9 protein-coding genes are annotated in these 15,735 nt (G+C 73.2%); 2 read left to right on the forward strand and 7 right to left on the reverse strand.

What is annotated here, in order from left to right:
- Window positions 1–7 precede the first annotated feature (7 nt).
- The 6 genes from atzF to AB0B29_RS10255 form a co-directional block, all read right to left on the reverse strand.
- The gene (atzF, locus tag AB0B29_RS10230; RefSeq protein ID WP_362237244.1) at window positions 8–1,696 is read right to left on the reverse strand and encodes an allophanate hydrolase; all 1,689 of its coding nucleotides are present in this window, start codon (window positions 1,694–1,696) and stop codon (window positions 8–10) included.
- Window positions 1,697–1,701: 5 nt separating this feature from the next.
- The gene (gene uca / locus AB0B29_RS10235) at window positions 1,702–5,298 is read right to left on the reverse strand and encodes an urea carboxylase (RefSeq protein WP_362236548.1); all 3,597 of its coding nucleotides are present in this window, start codon (window positions 5,296–5,298) and stop codon (window positions 1,702–1,704) included.
- Window positions 5,295–6,107: an urea amidolyase associated protein UAAP2 gene (locus tag AB0B29_RS10240; protein ID WP_362236550.1), complete on the reverse strand. Its 813-nt coding sequence runs from the start codon at window positions 6,105–6,107 to the stop codon at window positions 5,295–5,297. The genes uca and AB0B29_RS10240 overlap by 4 nt, the downstream gene beginning before the upstream one ends.
- A 1-nt stretch (window position 6,108) precedes the next feature.
- Window positions 6,109–7,044, reverse strand: a complete 936-nt coding sequence (locus AB0B29_RS10245; RefSeq protein ID WP_362236553.1) for an urea amidolyase associated protein UAAP1 — start codon at window positions 7,042–7,044, stop codon at window positions 6,109–6,111.
- Window positions 7,045–7,084: 40 nt separating this feature from the next.
- Window positions 7,085–8,686 carry an amino acid permease gene (locus tag AB0B29_RS10250; RefSeq protein ID WP_362236556.1) on the reverse strand — a complete coding sequence of 534 codons (1,602 nt, stop codon included), beginning with the start codon at window positions 8,684–8,686 and terminating at the stop codon, window positions 7,085–7,087.
- 131 nt (window positions 8,687–8,817) lie between these two features.
- Window positions 8,818–10,341, reverse strand: a complete 1,524-nt coding sequence (locus AB0B29_RS10255) for a CehA/McbA family metallohydrolase (RefSeq protein WP_362236558.1) — start codon at window positions 10,339–10,341, stop codon at window positions 8,818–8,820.
- A 308-nt stretch (window positions 10,342–10,649) separates the two neighbouring features.
- Between AB0B29_RS10255 and AB0B29_RS10260 the strand changes: the two genes are divergently transcribed.
- Entirely contained in the window at window positions 10,650–11,498 is an 849-nt protein-coding gene (locus AB0B29_RS10260; protein ID WP_362236561.1) for an LLM class F420-dependent oxidoreductase, read from the forward strand.
- A 232-nt stretch (window positions 11,499–11,730) separates the two neighbouring features.
- On the forward strand, window positions 11,731–14,316 hold the full coding sequence (locus AB0B29_RS10265; protein WP_362236564.1) for a bifunctional FO biosynthesis protein CofGH: 2,586 nt from the start codon (window positions 11,731–11,733) through the stop codon (window positions 14,314–14,316).
- 4 nt (window positions 14,317–14,320) lie between these two features.
- Here AB0B29_RS10265 and AB0B29_RS10270 read toward each other — a convergent pair whose 3' ends face one another.
- The gene (locus tag AB0B29_RS10270; protein ID WP_362236567.1) at window positions 14,321–15,733 is read right to left on the reverse strand and encodes a hypothetical protein; all 1,413 of its coding nucleotides are present in this window, start codon (window positions 15,731–15,733) and stop codon (window positions 14,321–14,323) included.
- Between the last annotated feature and the right edge of the window lie 2 nt (window positions 15,734–15,735).

Raw genomic sequence — 15,735 nt, forward strand, 5'->3', positions numbered from 1 at the left:
GATGCCGTCAAGCGGATGACAGAAAGGCCCGCCAGCCGCCGAAGCGGGTGATGTCGGGCGTGCCCTCGACGGCGTACGGCTCCACCAGGAAGCCCTTCACCTGTCGCCCGTCGGCCAGTTCCACGGTGCCGATGGTCATCGGCGCGGGGACGGCGGCGGTGAACGTCCCGAAGCCCGCCGCGGGCAGCCGCCAGAGTTCCCCTTCGATGCCTTCAGCCCCGCCGCCCGTCTGCGTGCCGGCGGTGCCCGGCCCGGTCGGGGCGACGGTGCGGACCAGACCCGGCTTGGGCGGTTCGGTGGGCAGGGCGTGCAGCCGGTAACCGGCGGCGGTGCGCGCCGGGCCCACCAGAGTGCCGCCCGCCTGCACCAGTTGGGCGTTGAGCGGCTGGCCGGTGAGATGGGCACCGACCACGAACAGGTCGACACCGGGGTTGGCGAGTCGCTCGGCCAGGGCGGCCAGACTGCGGTCGGAGAAGGCCGGGCCGGTGAGCATCACGCCGAACGGCAGGCCGTCCACGAACCCGGCGGGGACGGCGAGCGCGGCGCAGTCCAGGAGGTTGGCGAAGTTGGTGAAGCGGCCCATCCGGGCGTTGGCGCCGACCGGGTCGGCCGCCACCTCGTCCAGGCCGGGGTGCCAGGTGGTCGTCGGGGTGAGGAGTGCGGCGCAGTCGTCGAGCAACGCCCGGCCGGCTGCTGCGAGGGCGGCGAGCCGGGCGGTGTCGGCGGCCCAGTCGGCGGCGGTCCTGTCCCGGCCCGCCAGCACGATGGAGGCGACGGTCGGGTCGAGGTCGGTGCCGATCAGGTCGCGGTGCTTCTCCAGGTGCGCGCCGACGGCCGCGTACCGCTCGGCGACGAACGCGCCGCCGTACAGCAGTTCCGCTGCCTGGAGCAGCGGGGTGATGTCGGTTTCGGTGATCTCGACACCGGTGCTCGCCAGGCGGGCGACCGCGGTGTCGAAGGCGGCGCGCCAACCCTCGGCCATGCCCTCCAGGTGCCGCGGTTGCGGGACGGCGACCCGGGGGCGTGCGGGTGGCGGAGGAAGCCGGGTGCCGGTGCGGGAGAGCGGGTCGGCGGGGTCGGGGCCCTCGATGATCTCCGCGGCGGCGCGGGCCAGGCGCAGGTCGCGGGCGAAGACGGTGACGCAGTCGAGGGTGTAGCAGGCGGGGACCACCCCGGTCACCGGCACCAGGCCCTTGGTGGGCTTGACCCCGACGATGCCGTTGAGGGCGGCGGGCACCCGTCCCGAGCCGGCCGTGTCGGTGCCGAGCGCGAGGTCGGCGATGCCCAGTGCCACCGCGACGGCGGAGCCGGAGGAGGAGCCGCCGGAGATGCGGGCCGGGTCCCAGGCGTTGCGGACCGCGCCGTAGGGGCTGCGGGTGCCGACCAGGCCGGTGGCGAACTGGTCCAGGTTGGTCTTGCCGAGCACCACGGCGCCGGCCGCGCGCAGCCGTGCCACCGCGGGCGCGTCGGCCTCGGGCCGGTAGGCGTACGTCGGGGCGCCCGCGGTCGTGGGCAGGCCGGCGACGTCGATGTTGTCCTTGACGGCTGCCACCAGGCCGGCCAGCGGCAGCGCCGGGTCGACGGCGGCCGCTTCGGCGAGCACCTCGTCGCGGGGCCTGAGGTGGATCCAGATCTCCGGCCGGTCGGAGGAGCGGATGCGGTCGTAGGCGGCCTCGACGCGTTCGGCCGGTGTCATGGCGTTCATGACCGCACCGCCGCGAGGATCTGGCCGGGGGCGACCTGTTCACCGGGTCTGACGTAGATCTCCAGCAGTGTTCCGGCGGTGGGCGCGCTCACCTTGGACTCCATCTTCATCGCCTCCAGCCAGAGGATCGGGTCGCCCGCGGCGACCGCGGCGCCCGGCTCGGCGACGGTCTGCCAGACCGTCGCGGTGAACGGCGCGGTGAGGGCGACCGCGCCGTCGGGGACGGTGACGGCGGCGGGGTCGGCGGCCGGGGGTTGGGGTTCGTCGTGGCGGTCGAACTCGCCGGCCGCCCGCCAGCGTTCCTTCTCCGCCTCGAAGGCGGCGCTCTGCCGCTGCCGGAAGGCGGCGATCGAGTCGGCCTCGGCGGTCAGGAAGGCGTTGTACTCGGCGATCGAGAAGGTTCCCTCCTCGGTGGCGAAGTCGCCGCGCCCCGCGTCGGTCTCGGCACGCAGTTCGAGCAGTTCCTCCGCCGTGACGGGGTACCACTCGATGCGGTCGAAGAAGCGCAGCGCCCAGGGGGAGTCCTGGAAGAGGCCGCCTCTGCGGAACCGGTTCCAGATCTGCACGGTGCGGCCGACGAACTGGTAGCCGCCGGGACCCTCCATGCCGTAGATGCACAGGTAGGCGCCGCCGATGCCGACGGAGTTCTCCGCGGTCCAGGTGCGGGCCGGGTTGTACTTGGTGGTGACCAGGCGATGCCGCGGGTCGAGCGGGGTGGCGACGGGGGCGCCCAGATAGACGTCCCCGAGGCCGAGCACCAGGTAGGAGGCGTCGAAGACGGTGCGGTAGACGTCGTCGGCGGTGTCCAGGCCGTTGACCCGGCGGATGAACTCGATGTTCCACGGGCACCACGGGGCGTCGTCGCGCACTCCGGCCATGTACCGCTCGATGGCCAGCCGGGTCGCCGGGTCGTCCCAGCTGAGCGGCAGCCGCACGGTCCGGGAGGGCACGACCAGCTCGTTGGTCGGCGGTACCTCGTCCTCCAGTTCGCGCAGGAGGGCGGTGACGTCGCGGGCCTTGAGCCGGCGGGCGTCGGTGTGGATCTGGAGCGAGCGGATGCCGGGGGTGATGTCGATGATGCCGTCGGGCGCGTGGCGGGCGAGGGTCTCCTGCAGGGCGTGGACCCGCATGCGCAGGCCGAGGTCGAGCACCATCGGGCCGTACTCGACGAGGACGTTGTCGTCGCCGTCCCGGCGATAGGTGACCCCGGGGCGGTCAGGGGTGGCCTCGAGGCGGCCCAGGACGCCGTCGTCGCCGTCTCCGCCGCTGCTGATCAGCGCGGGCGAGGCGCGACGGGCGTCGAGGGCGGCCGCCTCGGCCTCCCTGACCGGCACGAACCGGACGGTGTCGCCGGGGCGGAGCTGGCCGAGCTTCCACAGCTCGCCGCTGGCGACCACCGCGGGGCAGACGAATCCGCCGAGGGACGGCCCGTCGGGTCCGAGGACGATCGGCGTGTCGCCGGTGAAGTCCAGCGCGCCGACCGCGTACGGGGTGTCGTGGATGTTCGAGGGGTGCAGCCCGGCCTCGCCGCCGTCCTGGCGGGCCCACTGCGGTCGGGGCCCGATGAGGCGGATGCCGGTGCGGGCGGAGTTGTGGTGCACCGTGTAGTCGGTGGCGTAGAGGGTGTCGATGTCCTCGCGGGTGAAGAACTCCGGGGCCGCGTGCGGCCCTTCGGTGACGCCGATCCGCCAGTGCGAGGTGATCGCGGGGCGGCGCCCGGCCGGGGTCGGCCCGCCGTCCGCGGTCCCGGCGGGTCCGGGTCGCAGGACGTCTCCGGCGAGCAGCGCCCGGCCGCCGTGCCCGCCGAAGCCGCCGAGGGTGAAGGTCGAGGCGCTGCCCAGGTAGGCGGGTACGTCGATGCCGCCCCGGACGGCCACATAGCTGCGCAGGCCGGGACCCGCGGAGGTGCCGAGGGCCAGGGTGGCGCCGGCCGGGACCGGCAGCGGCTGCCACAGGTCGGCTTCGGTGCCGTCGACGGTGACCGGGACGGGGGCGCCGGTGACGGCGACGACGGTGGCGGCCGAGAAGCGCAGGGTCAGCCCGCCCGCGGTGACTTCGAGTGCGGGTGCCTCGGCCGGGTTGCCGACGGCCAGGTTGGCCTCGGCGAAGGAGACCGGGTCGAAGGGTCCGCTCGGCGGCACGCCGACGTGCCAGTGGCCGAGCCTGCCCGGGAGGTCCTGGACGGTGGTCATCGGGCCCGGCGCCAGGACGTCCATGCGCGGCTCGGGGTCGGCGGTGGTGGCGAGCGTGGTGGTGTGGTGTGCGGCCCGGCGCACCTCGTCCCGTGTGGTCAGCGAGCGCAGCAGGCCCACGTTGGTGACGATGCCGTCGACGCGGCTGGCGGCCAGGGCGTCGCCGAGCACGTCGAACGCGGTGTCGCGGGTGGCGCCGCTCGCGATCACCTTGGCGAGCAGGGGGTCGTAGTACGGCGAGATCTCCAGGCCGGTCTCGGCGTAGCCGTCGACGCGGACGCCCGGCATGTCGTCGGTGCCCTGGCCGGGGAAGACCGCCCGGGTGATCAGGCCGGAGGACGGCTGCGCGTTCTTGTCGGGGTCCTCGGCGTAGACCCGGGCCTCCACGGCGTGTCCGGTGGGCGTCCACTCCCGTTCGAACACCGTGTCGTCGACCCGGCCGTCGCGGGCCAGGGTGAGCATGAGGGCGACGAGGTCGACGCCGTAGGCCTCCTCGGTGACCGGGTGCTCGACCTGCAGGCGGGTGTTGACCTCCAGGAAGGCGGCCTCCTCGCGCACCGGGTCGTAGACGAACTCCACGGTCCCCGCGCCGCGGTAGCCGACCGAGGCGAGCAGCCGGCGTGAGGAGTCGTGCAGGGTGGTGCGGACGTGGTCGGGCAGGGCCGGGGCGGGGGCCTCCTCGATCACCTTCTGGTTGCGGCGCTGCAGTGAGCAGTCGCGGTCGCCGATGACGGCGATCCGGCCGGTGCCGTCGCCGAAGACCTGTACCTCGACGTGGCGGGCGGGTCGGACGAGGCGTTCGAGGAACACGCCGGCCGAGGCGAAGTTCGACTCGGCGAGCGCCGCGACCCGGGCGAAGGCCTCGCGGACCTCGTCGGCGGTGGCGCACGCCTGCATGCCGATGCCGCCGCCACCGCCGGTGGCCTTGACCATCACCGGCAGCCCGATCGACTCGGCGGCGGTGACGGCCTCCTCGGCGCTTGCCAGCAGTTCGGTCCCGGCCAGGAGGGGGACTCCGGCGGCCTTGGCCAGGGCCCGGGCGGTGTGTTTCTCGCCGAAGGCGGTGATCTGGTCGGCGGTAGGGCCCGCGAAGCGCAGGCCGGCCGCCTCGACGGCACGGGCGAAGGCGGTGTTCTCGGAGAGGAAGCCGTAGCCCGGGTGGACGATGCCGGCGCCGTGGGCGAGTGCGGCTTCGATGATCGCGTCGCCGCGCAGGTACGAGTCGCGGGCGGGGGCCGGACCGAGGCGGACCGCGTGGTCTGCCTCGCGCACGTGCGGGGCGGCCCGGTCGGCGTCGGAGAAGACGGCGACGGTCTCCAGTCCCATCCTGCGGGCGGTGCGGATGACACGGCGGGCTATCTCGCCGCGGTTGGCGACGAGGACGGCGGTGGGGCGCGTCACGCGGTGCCTCCGGTGGTGCCGGCCGACGGCGGGGTGTGCGCGGCGGGGCCCGACGGACCGGCGGCGTGGTCCGGCTCGACGACGATCATCCGCAGCGGGGTCGGGTTGAAGTCGTTGCACGGGTTGTTCATCTGCGGGCAGTTCGACACCATCACCAGGACGTCCGTCTCGGCGCGCACCGCGACCCGGCGGCCGGGCGCCGACATACCGTCCACGATGCCCAGCGCGCCGTCCGCCTCGACGGGCACGTTCATGAACCAGTTGAGGTTGGAGACGATGTCCCGGGCCCCGAGGCCGCGGCGGGACGCCTCGGCGAGGAAGTTCTCCCGGCAGCCGTGATGGAACATCACGTGGTGGCCGTAGCGCAGGGTGTTGGACTCCTTGCCGCAGGCGCCGCCGATGGTGTCCTGGCGGTCGATCTCGTTGCCGACGACGGTCATCAGGGGCCGGCCCTCGTTGCTGCGCAGCACGGTGCCGGTGCGCACGTAGGCGTTGCCCTGCCAGGCGAGCGTGTCGGGGACGCTGTAGCGCTCCTCCGGGTCGTCGGCGTTGTAGAGCAGGCAGTCGGCGGACTGGTTGCCGCCGACGTCGACGATGGTCAGGACGTGTCCCTTCCTGACCACGGCCGACCAGGGCGCGTTGGGTGCGACCTCGTCGTCCAGGATCACGGTGCCCTCGGCGAGGCTCGCTCCCCAGTCGAGGACGGAGCCCTCCGCATACACGGCGCCGACCGGAACGGTGGAGGCGAGCGTGCCGCCGGAGACGGTCGGGCGGGTGGTCACGGTGGTGCCGGCGTGAGTGATCGCCATGTCACAGCCCCCGGGCTTCGCAGTAGTCGACGGTGTTGAGGTACGCCCGGTGCAGTTCGGGCGTGGCGGTGAACCGCGGCTCGTCCGGGCCGGTGGGGCGGCCCCGCCAGGCGTGCACCCGCAGGGGCCCGACGACATAGCCGGGGCGCGGGTCCAGCGGATGGGCGACGTTGGCGACCAGCGCCAGCAGGGGCATCTCCGCGACGAGTTCGACGTGGGTGCCCGCTCCCGCGCTGCCCCGCCAGGCGAGCGTGCCGTCCGCCTCGACGTGGACGCCCTGGAAGAAGGAGACGCTCGGCGGCAGGTCGCGTCGGCTCAGACCGTGCTTGGCGGCCGCCTTGACGAAGAGTCCGCGGCCGGACGGGGACGGCCCGTGAGGGCGGGCGTCACCGTACTTGCGTTCGTTCCAGGCGTCGGTGGTGGTGCCGCAGAAGGCGTCGTGCCGGCCCGAGGAGTCACCGGTGAGGACCGCCAGGACACGGCCGTCGCCGGACAGCAGCGGGTGGTTCTCACCCAGGTAGGCCCGCCACGGGATCTTCTGGGTGTCGGCGACGTTGAGCCGCTCGACGGGTTCCAGGGCGTTGAAGAGCAGCAGGTGGGCGCAGGCGTCGCCGGTCGGGTCGTCGAAGCGCAGCCGGGTGCCGCGGGCGAGGACCTTGTGGGTGTAGCCGCCGGGTGCCACCGTCTCCGCCCACACCAGCGCGGCCGGATCCACGCCCGGCGGCGGGTACGGACTGCTGGACGCCGGAAGGTGCGGCATCCACTCGCCGCCCTGCCCGCCCTGGGCCCGTGCGTCTTCCCGGGCGCTGTGGACGCTGTCGGTCAGGTGGAGGTCACGAACACGGGCGGGGGCCCGTCCGCCGGGGTGTCCGGTGGGATGCTCGGCGGGGTGCTGGTCGTGCGGCGCGGTGGTGCTCGACTCTTCGGCGGTGGTCATGGGGGTCCCGTGGTCCCTTCGTGGGTGGATCGCCGCAGTGTCAGGCGGGTTCGGCGACGGGTTCGACGGACGGCGGCTCGACGTGGGTGTGGGAGACGTGCCTCAGCTCGATCCGGCGGTGCAGCCGGCGGGCGAGGAAGTAGGCGGCACCGGCGGCGAGACTGAGCCCGATGAACAGCAGGGCGCTCCACCGCAGCCACCAGGTGCCGCCGGTGAGGTCGTAGATCTCCGGCCGCGGCCACAGCAGGTTGACCGTCATGCCGACCTGGTAGAGCACGGCGAGCGCGGTGATCAGCGTGCCCCGGCGGCCCAGCGAGAACAGCGGCCGGCCCGTCTCGTCGACGCCGGCGGGCAGCCCGCCGGTGCGCCGCTGCCGGATCCGGGCGACCAGCAGCGGCAGGGTCACGCCCAGGTACGCGAGATACAGCATGGCGATGCACAGGCTGGACAGGGCGGTGAAGATCGCGGCCTGGTGGATGTTCACCAGGAGCGCGACGGCGGCGCCCACGCCCACCACGATCGACGTGATGATCGGCGTGCCGGTGCGGGGCGAGACCTTGGCGAGGTACCGGTGGCCCGGCAGGGCACCCTCGCGCGCCATGGAGTACATCATCCGTGCGCCGGACGTCTGCACGGCGAGCGTGCAGGCGAACACCGCGACCGCGACGCAGCACAGCAGCAGCCTGCCGACCACCGCTCCGAGCCGGTCGGTGAGCACCCAGCTGAGGCCACCGGCGGCCAGCTTCCCGTCGGTCAGGCTGCTCGCCGCCATCAGTCCCGACACGATCAGCAGAGCGCCGCCGACGCCGGAGGTGACCAGGGCACGGAGGATCGTGCGGGGGGTGGTGCGGCGCGGGCTGTGGGTCTCCTCCGCCAGCTCGCCCGCGGAGTCGAAGCCGACCATGACGTACGCCGCCATCAGCGAGGACGCGAGGAACGCCCCGAAGTAGCCGCCACCGCCTGGCCAGCCGGTGGTGTGGGCCACGACCTGCGGGCCCCGCTCGGGCAGGAAGAAGAGCACGAGTACGAGTGCGATCACGCCGGCGATCTCCACCGCGACACCCGTACTGGTCGCCGCGGCCATCTGGCGGATGCCCAGGATGTTCACCACTGTGGTGATCACCAGCAGGAGGCAGCCCAGCAGGACCGCGTTGTGCGCGCCGGTCGGCGAGAGGACCGACGGGTCGGCGCCCGGACCGCCGACGATCTGGAACCCGGACCAGATGCCCGGCAGCACCGCCTGCGCGGCGATCGCGGCCGCGGCGACGGTGAGGATCTGCCCGATGATCATGATCCAGCCGGCGAACCAGCCCACCGTCGTGCCGGCCAGCCGGCTCGACCACTGGTAGATCGCCCCGGAAAGGGGCCACCGTGCCGCGAGTTCGGCGAAGCAGAGCGCCACCAGCAGCTGCCCCGCGAAGACCAGCGGCCAGGTCCAGAAGAACGCCGCTCCGCCGAGGCCGAAACCGAGGCCGAAGAGCTGGAAGACGGTGGTGAGGATGGACACGAAGGAGAAGCCCGCGGCGAACGACGCGAAGCCGCCCACCCCGCGGCGCAGTTCCTGCGGGTAGCCGACGGGAGCGGGACTGGTGGTGATGTCGCCGACTGGGCTTGACGCAGCGGTGAGCTCGGACCGTCTCATCACCGCACCTCCGAATGGTCGAGGTATACCTGTCGATCGACAGGTATTGCGATGGTGAGGTGGGTCGGTCTCACTCCCGCGTCGCGGCGGTTAACTTGCTGTATCCGGCGCCTCTCACTCCGGCCCGGCGATCAGGACGACAGGCTCTGGTCCCGCCCGAGGAAGATCGGGTTGGTGAACGCCGCCAGGGCGCCGGGCAGCGGTCCCGCGGCCGCCTCGTGCCGGAGTTCGGCCCGTACGTACGCCGCGTACGACGGTGTGGTGCGCCACTCGACCACGCCCGAGCCGGAGACCGGCAGCGGATCGCCGGTGTGCAGGACGCCCTGGTCGGTGACGAGGCGGACCGTGCAGCGCGGTGCGCCGGTGACCTCCAGGCGGACGGTGACCGGGGTGTCGCGGCCGACGCAGAGCCGCTCGCCGATGCCCGCGTGCTCGCCGCGTCCGCCCGACGCCCGGAAGGACAGCGCGACGCGCGCGGACTCGGCGACGTAGGACCGTCCCGCCCGGATGCCCTCCTGGATCGCCTCCCGGGTCAGGTCGTCGGCCAGGACGACCGTCTGCGGGCTGCCCACCGCGTCCGGGGAGCGGTGGGCGTCGCTGCCGCCCATCGCCGGGAGCCAGCCGCGCCCGTCCCGCACGGACGCCACGAGCATGCTGTCCCAGTCGGCGAGCGCCACCTCGTCGTCGGGCGTGTAGGGGCCGTTCCACACCTCGACGGCGTCCGCCTCGGCGAAGCCGAACTTCCAGTTGCAGCCGACGCACGTGGCGTGCGGGTGGGCCGGGACGACCAGGCCGCCGGCGCGGCGGATCTGCCGGGCGAACCGGCCGAAGCGGTTGTCGCGGGCCCGGTAGCGCCAGTCGACGAAGGTGCCCGGGTCGGTACCGAGCGCGACGACGTGCCCGTTGCGGGTGGTGATCTCCTCGCCCAGCATGACCAGCAGGTCGTCCCCGGCCACGTCGGCCCAGTGGGCGTGGGAGGAGTGGGTGTTGTGCTCGGAGGAGTTGATGAAGTCCAGCCCGGCCGCGCGGGCCAGCTCCCCGATCTCGGCGGGGGTGCGACGGCCGTCGGAGTGCCAGGAGTGCAGATGGCAGTCGCCCCGGTACCAGGCCCGGCCCCGGCCCTTCGCCCGCTCCGGCGGATAGACCGGCTCGGTCGCCTCGCCGGGCTCCCCGTACGTCAGCGTGACCGTGACCTCGTACGACAGGCCCTGCGGGGCGACCGTGTACGGGCCGAGCGCGATGTGCCAGGTGCCCTCGCGCACCGGGCCCGGGACGTAGCCCGGCGTCGCGTCGTCCGCGCGGAGGAAGAACTCGGTGCGCGCCCCGCCCGACCAGCCGCGGAAGCCCCGGCCGCCCAGCTCGGTGCCGCGCTCGTCGAAGACGCCGATGTCGAGGGCGTTGCCCGGGGTGCCGGCCGGGACGGCCGGCCGGTCGTAGGTGTAGGAGACCTTCAGCTCCCGGACCCCGGCCGGGACCTCGACGGGCACGTACACGAAGTCCGGGGAGCCGGGCGGCAGCGTGCCGCGCACGGTTCTGCTCTCCCGGCCCCCGTCGGCCGCTGACGCGAAGCTCACGCTTCCCAAAGTAAGCGCGGCCGCCGCTCCCGTCATGAACAGAGCGCGCCGGCCGAACCCGCCGTGGCTGTCCTCGCACATGCTGCTGCTCCCCAGGTGTCGTCGGTGACGTGGCACGGGTGGTGCGAAGTGGTGCGGGGTGGTGCGTGTGCACCCTTGTAGTCAGCGGTGAACAGGCCCGCAAGGGAGGGAAATCGGACGGCGACCATCAGGAAGCAGCGGTGGGAGCACCGGCTGCCGGCCACCCGGCGCGCGTTCCGGTCATCGGAGGCCGGCCATCGGGCGCGCGTTCCGGTCGTCCGAGGCCGGCCATCCGCCCGCGTTCCGGACATCCGAAAGTCCGACCGGTCGGTATCGACAGGGGGGTCGCCGTCCGGTAGAGATACGTCATGCGCATCGCCGTGACGATCTTCCTCACCGACGAGACGATCACCCCGACCCGGCTCGCCCGGGAGCTGGAGGAGCGCGGTTTCGCCGGGCTGTATCTGCCCGAGCACACCCACATCCCCGTCGAGCGGACCACCCCGTACCCGGCGGGCGGTGAGCTGCCACCCGAGTACGGCCGGACCCTGGACCCGTTCGTGGCGCTCGGCCAGGCCGCCGCCGTCACCGGGCGGCTCGGGCTCGGCACGGGCATCACGCTCGTCGCCCAGCACGATCCGATCACCCTGGCCAAACAGGTCGCGACCCTCGACCACCTCTCCGGCGGCCGGTTCACCCTCGGGGTCGGACTCGGCTGGAACGTCGAGGAGGCCGCCGACCACGGCGTGCGCTGGAGCACCCGGCGCGAGCTGGTCCGGGACCGGATGGCGCTGATGCGGGCCCTGTGGTCGCAGGAGCCGACCGCGTACGAGGGGGAGTTCGGGAGCGTCCGGGCCAGTCACGCGTACCCCAAGCCCGTGCAGAAGCCGCGCGGCCCGGTCACCGGCCCGCGCACGCTCGTCGGCGGGGCCGCCGGGCCCAGGCTGTTCGCCCACATCAGCGAGTACGCCGACGGCTGGCTGCCGATCGGCGGCCGGGGCCTGTCCGAGGCGCTGCCCTTGCTGCGGACGGCCTGGGCGGAGGCGGGCCGCGACCCGGACGCCCTCCAGGTCGTCCCCTACGCCGTCCACCCCACCCCGGGCAAGCTCGACCACTTCGCCGGCCTGGGCATCGAGGAGATCGTGGTGCAGCTGCCCCCGGCGGGGGAGGCGGAGGTGCTGAAGGTGCTGGACCAATACGGGGCGTTCGTGGTGTAGCCGGCCTCTCGTCTGCCGGGAGGGGCCGCGGCCGCGAGCGGGTCCGTCGTGGCCGTTCGCGCAGTTCCCCGCGCCCCTGAACGGGCCGTAGGCCGTTCAGGGGCGCGGGGAACTGCGCGAGGAACCACCCACCATCCGCGCCCGCCGACGAACCCGAACCCCCGAGCTGAAACGCGTCCGGTGGCTCGGGAGCCACTGCCTCGGCTGATCAACGCACTCGTATGCTCGAGGGATGACGACTCCCGCGACCCCCGGAACCGGCCCCACCGACAACTCCATGCGTCGCGCCCTGAAACGGGCCAGGGACGGCGTCTCGCTCGACGTCGCCGAGGCGGCGGTGCTGCTCCAGGCCCGGGGTGAGCGGCTGGAGGACCTGTCGGCCTCCGCCGCCCGGGTGCGGGACGCGGGCCTGGCGGCGGCCGGGCGGCCGGGCGTCATCACGTACTCGAAGAGCGTCTTCATCCCGCTGACGCGGCTGTGCCGGGACAAGTGCCACTACTGCACCTTCGTCACCGTCCCGGGCAAGCTGCGCCGCGAGGGCCACGGGATGTTCATGTCCCCGGACGAGGTGCTGGACATCGCCCGCAAGGGCGCGGCCCTCGGCTGCAAGGAAGCCCTCATCACCCTCGGCGACAAGCCCGAGGACCGCTGGCCGGAGGCGCGCGAGTGGCTCGACGCGCACGGCTACGACGACACCCTCGCCTACGTCCGCGCCATCTCCATCCGCATCCTGGAGGAGACCGGCCTGCTGCCCCACCTCAACCCGGGCGTGATGAGCTGGACCGACTTCCAGCGGCTGAAGCCGGTCGCGCCCAGCATGGGCATGATGCTGGAGACCACCGCGACCCGCCTCTGGTCGGAGCCGGGCGGCCCCCACCACGGCTCCCCCGACAAGGAGCCCGCCGTGCGTCTGCGCGTGCTGGAGGACGCCGGGCGGTCCTCCGTCCCCTTCACCTCGGGTGTCCTCATAGGCATCGGTGAGACCTACGAGGAGCGCGCCGAGTCGCTGTTCGCGCTGCGGAAGGTGTCGCGGGCCTATCACGGCATCCAGGAACTGATCATCCAGAACTTCCGCGCCAAGCCGGACACGGCCATGCGCGGCATGCCCGACGCGGAACTCGACGAACTGGTCGCCACGGTGGCCGTCGCCCGGCTCCTCATGGGCCCGAGCGGCAACATCCAGGCCCCGCCCAACCTCGTCGACGACGAGTACGAGCGGCTGATCGCCGCCGGCATCGACGACTGGGGCGGCGTCTCCCCGCTCACCATCGACCACGTCAACCCCGAGCGCCCCTGGCCGCAGATCGAGCAGCTCGCGGAGAAGTCCCGGGCGGCCGGGTTCGAGCTGCGCGAACGGCTGTGCGTGTACCCGGAGTTCGTGCGGCGCGGCGAGCCCTGGCTGGACCCGCGGCTGCGCCCGCACGTGGCGGCCCTCGCCGACCCGGAGACCGGCCTCGCCCGGCCCGACGCCCTCCCGCAGGGCTTGCCGTGGCAGGAGCCGGAGGAGGTCTTCACGGCGTCCGGCCGCACCGACCTGCACGCCTCGATCGACTCCGAGGGCCGTACGTCCGATCGCCGGGACGACTTCGACGAGGTGTACGGCGACTGGGACGCCCTGCGCGAGGCCGCCGCCCCGGGCATGGCACCCGAGCGCATCGACACCGACGTACGCGAGGCCCTGCGCACGGCGGCCGACGACCCCACCAAGCTGACCGACGACGAGGCCCTGGCCCTGCTGCACGCGGACGGCCCGGCGCTGGACGCCCTCGCCCGGGTCGCGGACGACGTGCGGAAGTCGGCCGTGGGTGACGACGTCACCTACATCGTCACCCGCAACATCAACTTCACCAACGTCTGCTACACCGGCTGCCGCTTCTGTGCCTTCGCCCAGCGCCGCACGGACGCCGACGCCTACACCCTCTCCCTGGACCAGGTCGCCGACCGGGCCCAGCAGGCCTGGGACGTGGGCGCGGTGGAGGTCTGCATGCAGGGCGGCATCCACCCGGACCTGCCCGGCACGGCGTACTTCGACATCGCGCGGGCCGTGAAGGAACGCGTCCCGGGCATGCACGTGCACGCCTTCTCGCCGATGGAGGTCGTCAACGGCGCGACCCGCACGGGCATGTCGATCCGCGAGTGGCTCGCCGCGGCCAAGGAGGCGGGCCTGGACACCATCCCGGGCACCGCCGCCGAGATCCTCGACGACGAGGTCCGCTGGATCCTCACCAAGGGCAAGCTGCCCGCGGCCGACTGGATCGACGTCGTCACGACCGCCCACGAACTGGGCATCCGCTCGTCCTCGACGATGATGTACGGCCATGTCGACCAGCCCCGGCACTGGCTCGGGCACCTGCGCACCCTGGCCGGCATCCAACAGCGCACGGGCGGTTTCACCGAGTTCGTGACGCTGCCGTTCGTGCACACCAACGCCCCGGTCTACCTGGCGGGGATCGCCCGCCCTGGCCCGACCATGCGGGACAACCGCGCGGTCACGGCCATGGCCCGGCTGCTGCTGCACCCGTACATCCCCAACATCCAGACCAGCTGGGTGAAGCTGGGCACGGAAGGGGCGGCCGAGATGCTCCGCTCGGGCGCGAACGACCTCGGCGGGACACTCATGGAGGAGACGATCTCCCGCATGGCGGGCTCGTCGTACGGCTCGTACAAGTCGGTGAAGGACCTGATCGCGGTGGCGGAGGCGGCCGGGCGTCCCGCCAAGGCCCGCACCACCCTCTACGGGGAGGTCCCGCAGGAGCGTCAGGGGGCGGCGGAGGCGTCGGACGGGCATCTGCCCCAGCTGCTGCCGGTGCTGGACTGAGGTGTCACTGGCCCCCGGCGTCCGCCGGCTGATGCTCCACGAGGGTGCGGCCGGTCGTGGCGCCGGGGGTCCTCGGCGGCGGGGGAGGGGTGCCCCGGCCGAGCCACAGCAGGAGCAGGCCGAGCGAGCAGGCGATCGCCGGCCAGTAGACGTAGCGGTAGTCCGTCGCGGGCATGATCGGCAGATAGCCGAGGATGTAGGCCCCCGAGCTGATGCCCAGCGCCCGGACGGGCATCGCGAACGCGCCCTTGCCGGGACGCAGGGTGAGCACCAGCGCGACGGCGAGCCAGAACCAGCCGCGGAACAGCCACGGCAGGTCCTGCGCCGTGCCCTTGACGTACGTACCGAGCATGTCCTCCAGGCGGGGGTGCGCCACCTCGACGCCCAGGTCGTTGCGGGTGACCCCGGCCTTGTACGGGTAGTCGGTCTCGAACAGCAGGGTGGTGAAGAGCAGCAGGCGGTACTGGAGGTACTTCGGCACGTGCCCGCTCATCTCACGCAGCCACAGGGACGTGATCTCGTCCGAGTCCCCGCGCAGCCCGTCCGCCGGGCGCCGGTAGCAGGCCCAGTAGGCGTCGGAGAGCGCACCGACGCGCTCGCACTCCCGGGCGGAGGCCACGAGCCGGGCCCGCAGGGCGGGTGACACGTCCGCCGACCGCAGTTCGTCCACGGACAGTACGTGGACGAGGTCGTCGAGCATGATCTGCGCGCCCTGCTTGGTCTGCAGCGGCGCGGCGAACAGGGAGACGGCGGCGGCGGGCACGACGAGCCCGGCGACGAGGGCCGCCGTGCACGTCACCCACGTACGGCGTCCGGGGGAACCCCACAGCGCGAGGACCAGCATGACGAAGACGGGGATCGCGGCGAGGAACGCGTTCTTGCGTACCAGCATGGCGTAGGCGAGGAACAGCACGCCCAGCCCGAGCAGGCCCCAGCGTACGGCGGGGCGGGGGTCGCGGTCCCGCAGCAGCAGGCCGGTGAAGGCGACCGCGCAGGCGGCGAGCAGCGCGAACGCCGCGTGCACGTCCTTCCACACCACGCCGGCGAACGTCAGCACGAACGGGACCAGTCCGAGGCCCAGTACCGCCAGGGAACCGCTCCGGCTCGCGGTGAGCCGCCACACGCACCGGGCCAGCACCCACAGCGCCGCCCAGAACACGAGGCACTGCAGGACCAGCAGGGACGCGATCGAGCCGGTCACCGCGATGAGCGCCCGCCACACCAGGCTCAGCACGGGCGGATGCCAGTCGGTCAGGGGCTTCTTCCCCTCGGCCTGGCGCAGCTGGTCGAGGCTGTCGGGACTCAGGTAGCCGGGAGCGAAGACGAGGATCGTGGCCAGACAGCAGACCGCGGCGACGGCGGCCAGCCCCCAGGGCCAGTGCCACTGCACCCGCCGCATCCATCCTGTTTGTCCCATAT

The sequence above is a fragment of the Streptomyces tibetensis genome, from assembly GCF_040647715.1.
Classification (GTDB): domain Bacteria; phylum Actinomycetota; class Actinomycetes; order Streptomycetales; family Streptomycetaceae; genus Streptomyces; species Streptomyces tibetensis_A.

What these genes read in the sequence shown, in the direction of transcription:
- AB0B29_RS10270 (WP_362236567.1), bottom strand. Translation starts at nt 15,733, where the DNA reads ATGGGACAAACAGGATGGATGCGGCGGGTGCAGTGGCACTGGCCCTGG.
- AB0B29_RS10260 (WP_362236561.1), top strand. Translation starts at nt 10,650, where the DNA reads ATGCGCATCGCCGTGACGATCTTCCTCACCGACGAGACGATCACCCCG.
- atzF (WP_362237244.1), bottom strand. Translation starts at nt 1,696, where the DNA reads ATGACACCGGCCGAACGCGTCGAGGCCGCCTACGACCGCATCCGCTCC.
- AB0B29_RS10240 (WP_362236550.1), bottom strand. Translation starts at nt 6,107, where the DNA reads ATGGCGATCACTCACGCCGGCACCACCGTGACCACCCGCCCGACCGTC.
- AB0B29_RS10245 (WP_362236553.1), bottom strand. Translation starts at nt 7,044, where the DNA reads ATGACCACCGCCGAAGAGTCGAGCACCACCGCGCCGCACGACCAGCAC.
- AB0B29_RS10265 (WP_362236564.1), top strand. Translation starts at nt 11,731, where the DNA reads ATGACGACTCCCGCGACCCCCGGAACCGGCCCCACCGACAACTCCATG.
- AB0B29_RS10255 (WP_362236558.1), bottom strand. Translation starts at nt 10,341, where the DNA reads ATGTGCGAGGACAGCCACGGCGGGTTCGGCCGGCGCGCTCTGTTCATG.
- AB0B29_RS10250 (WP_362236556.1), bottom strand. Translation starts at nt 8,686, where the DNA reads ATGAGACGGTCCGAGCTCACCGCTGCGTCAAGCCCAGTCGGCGACATC.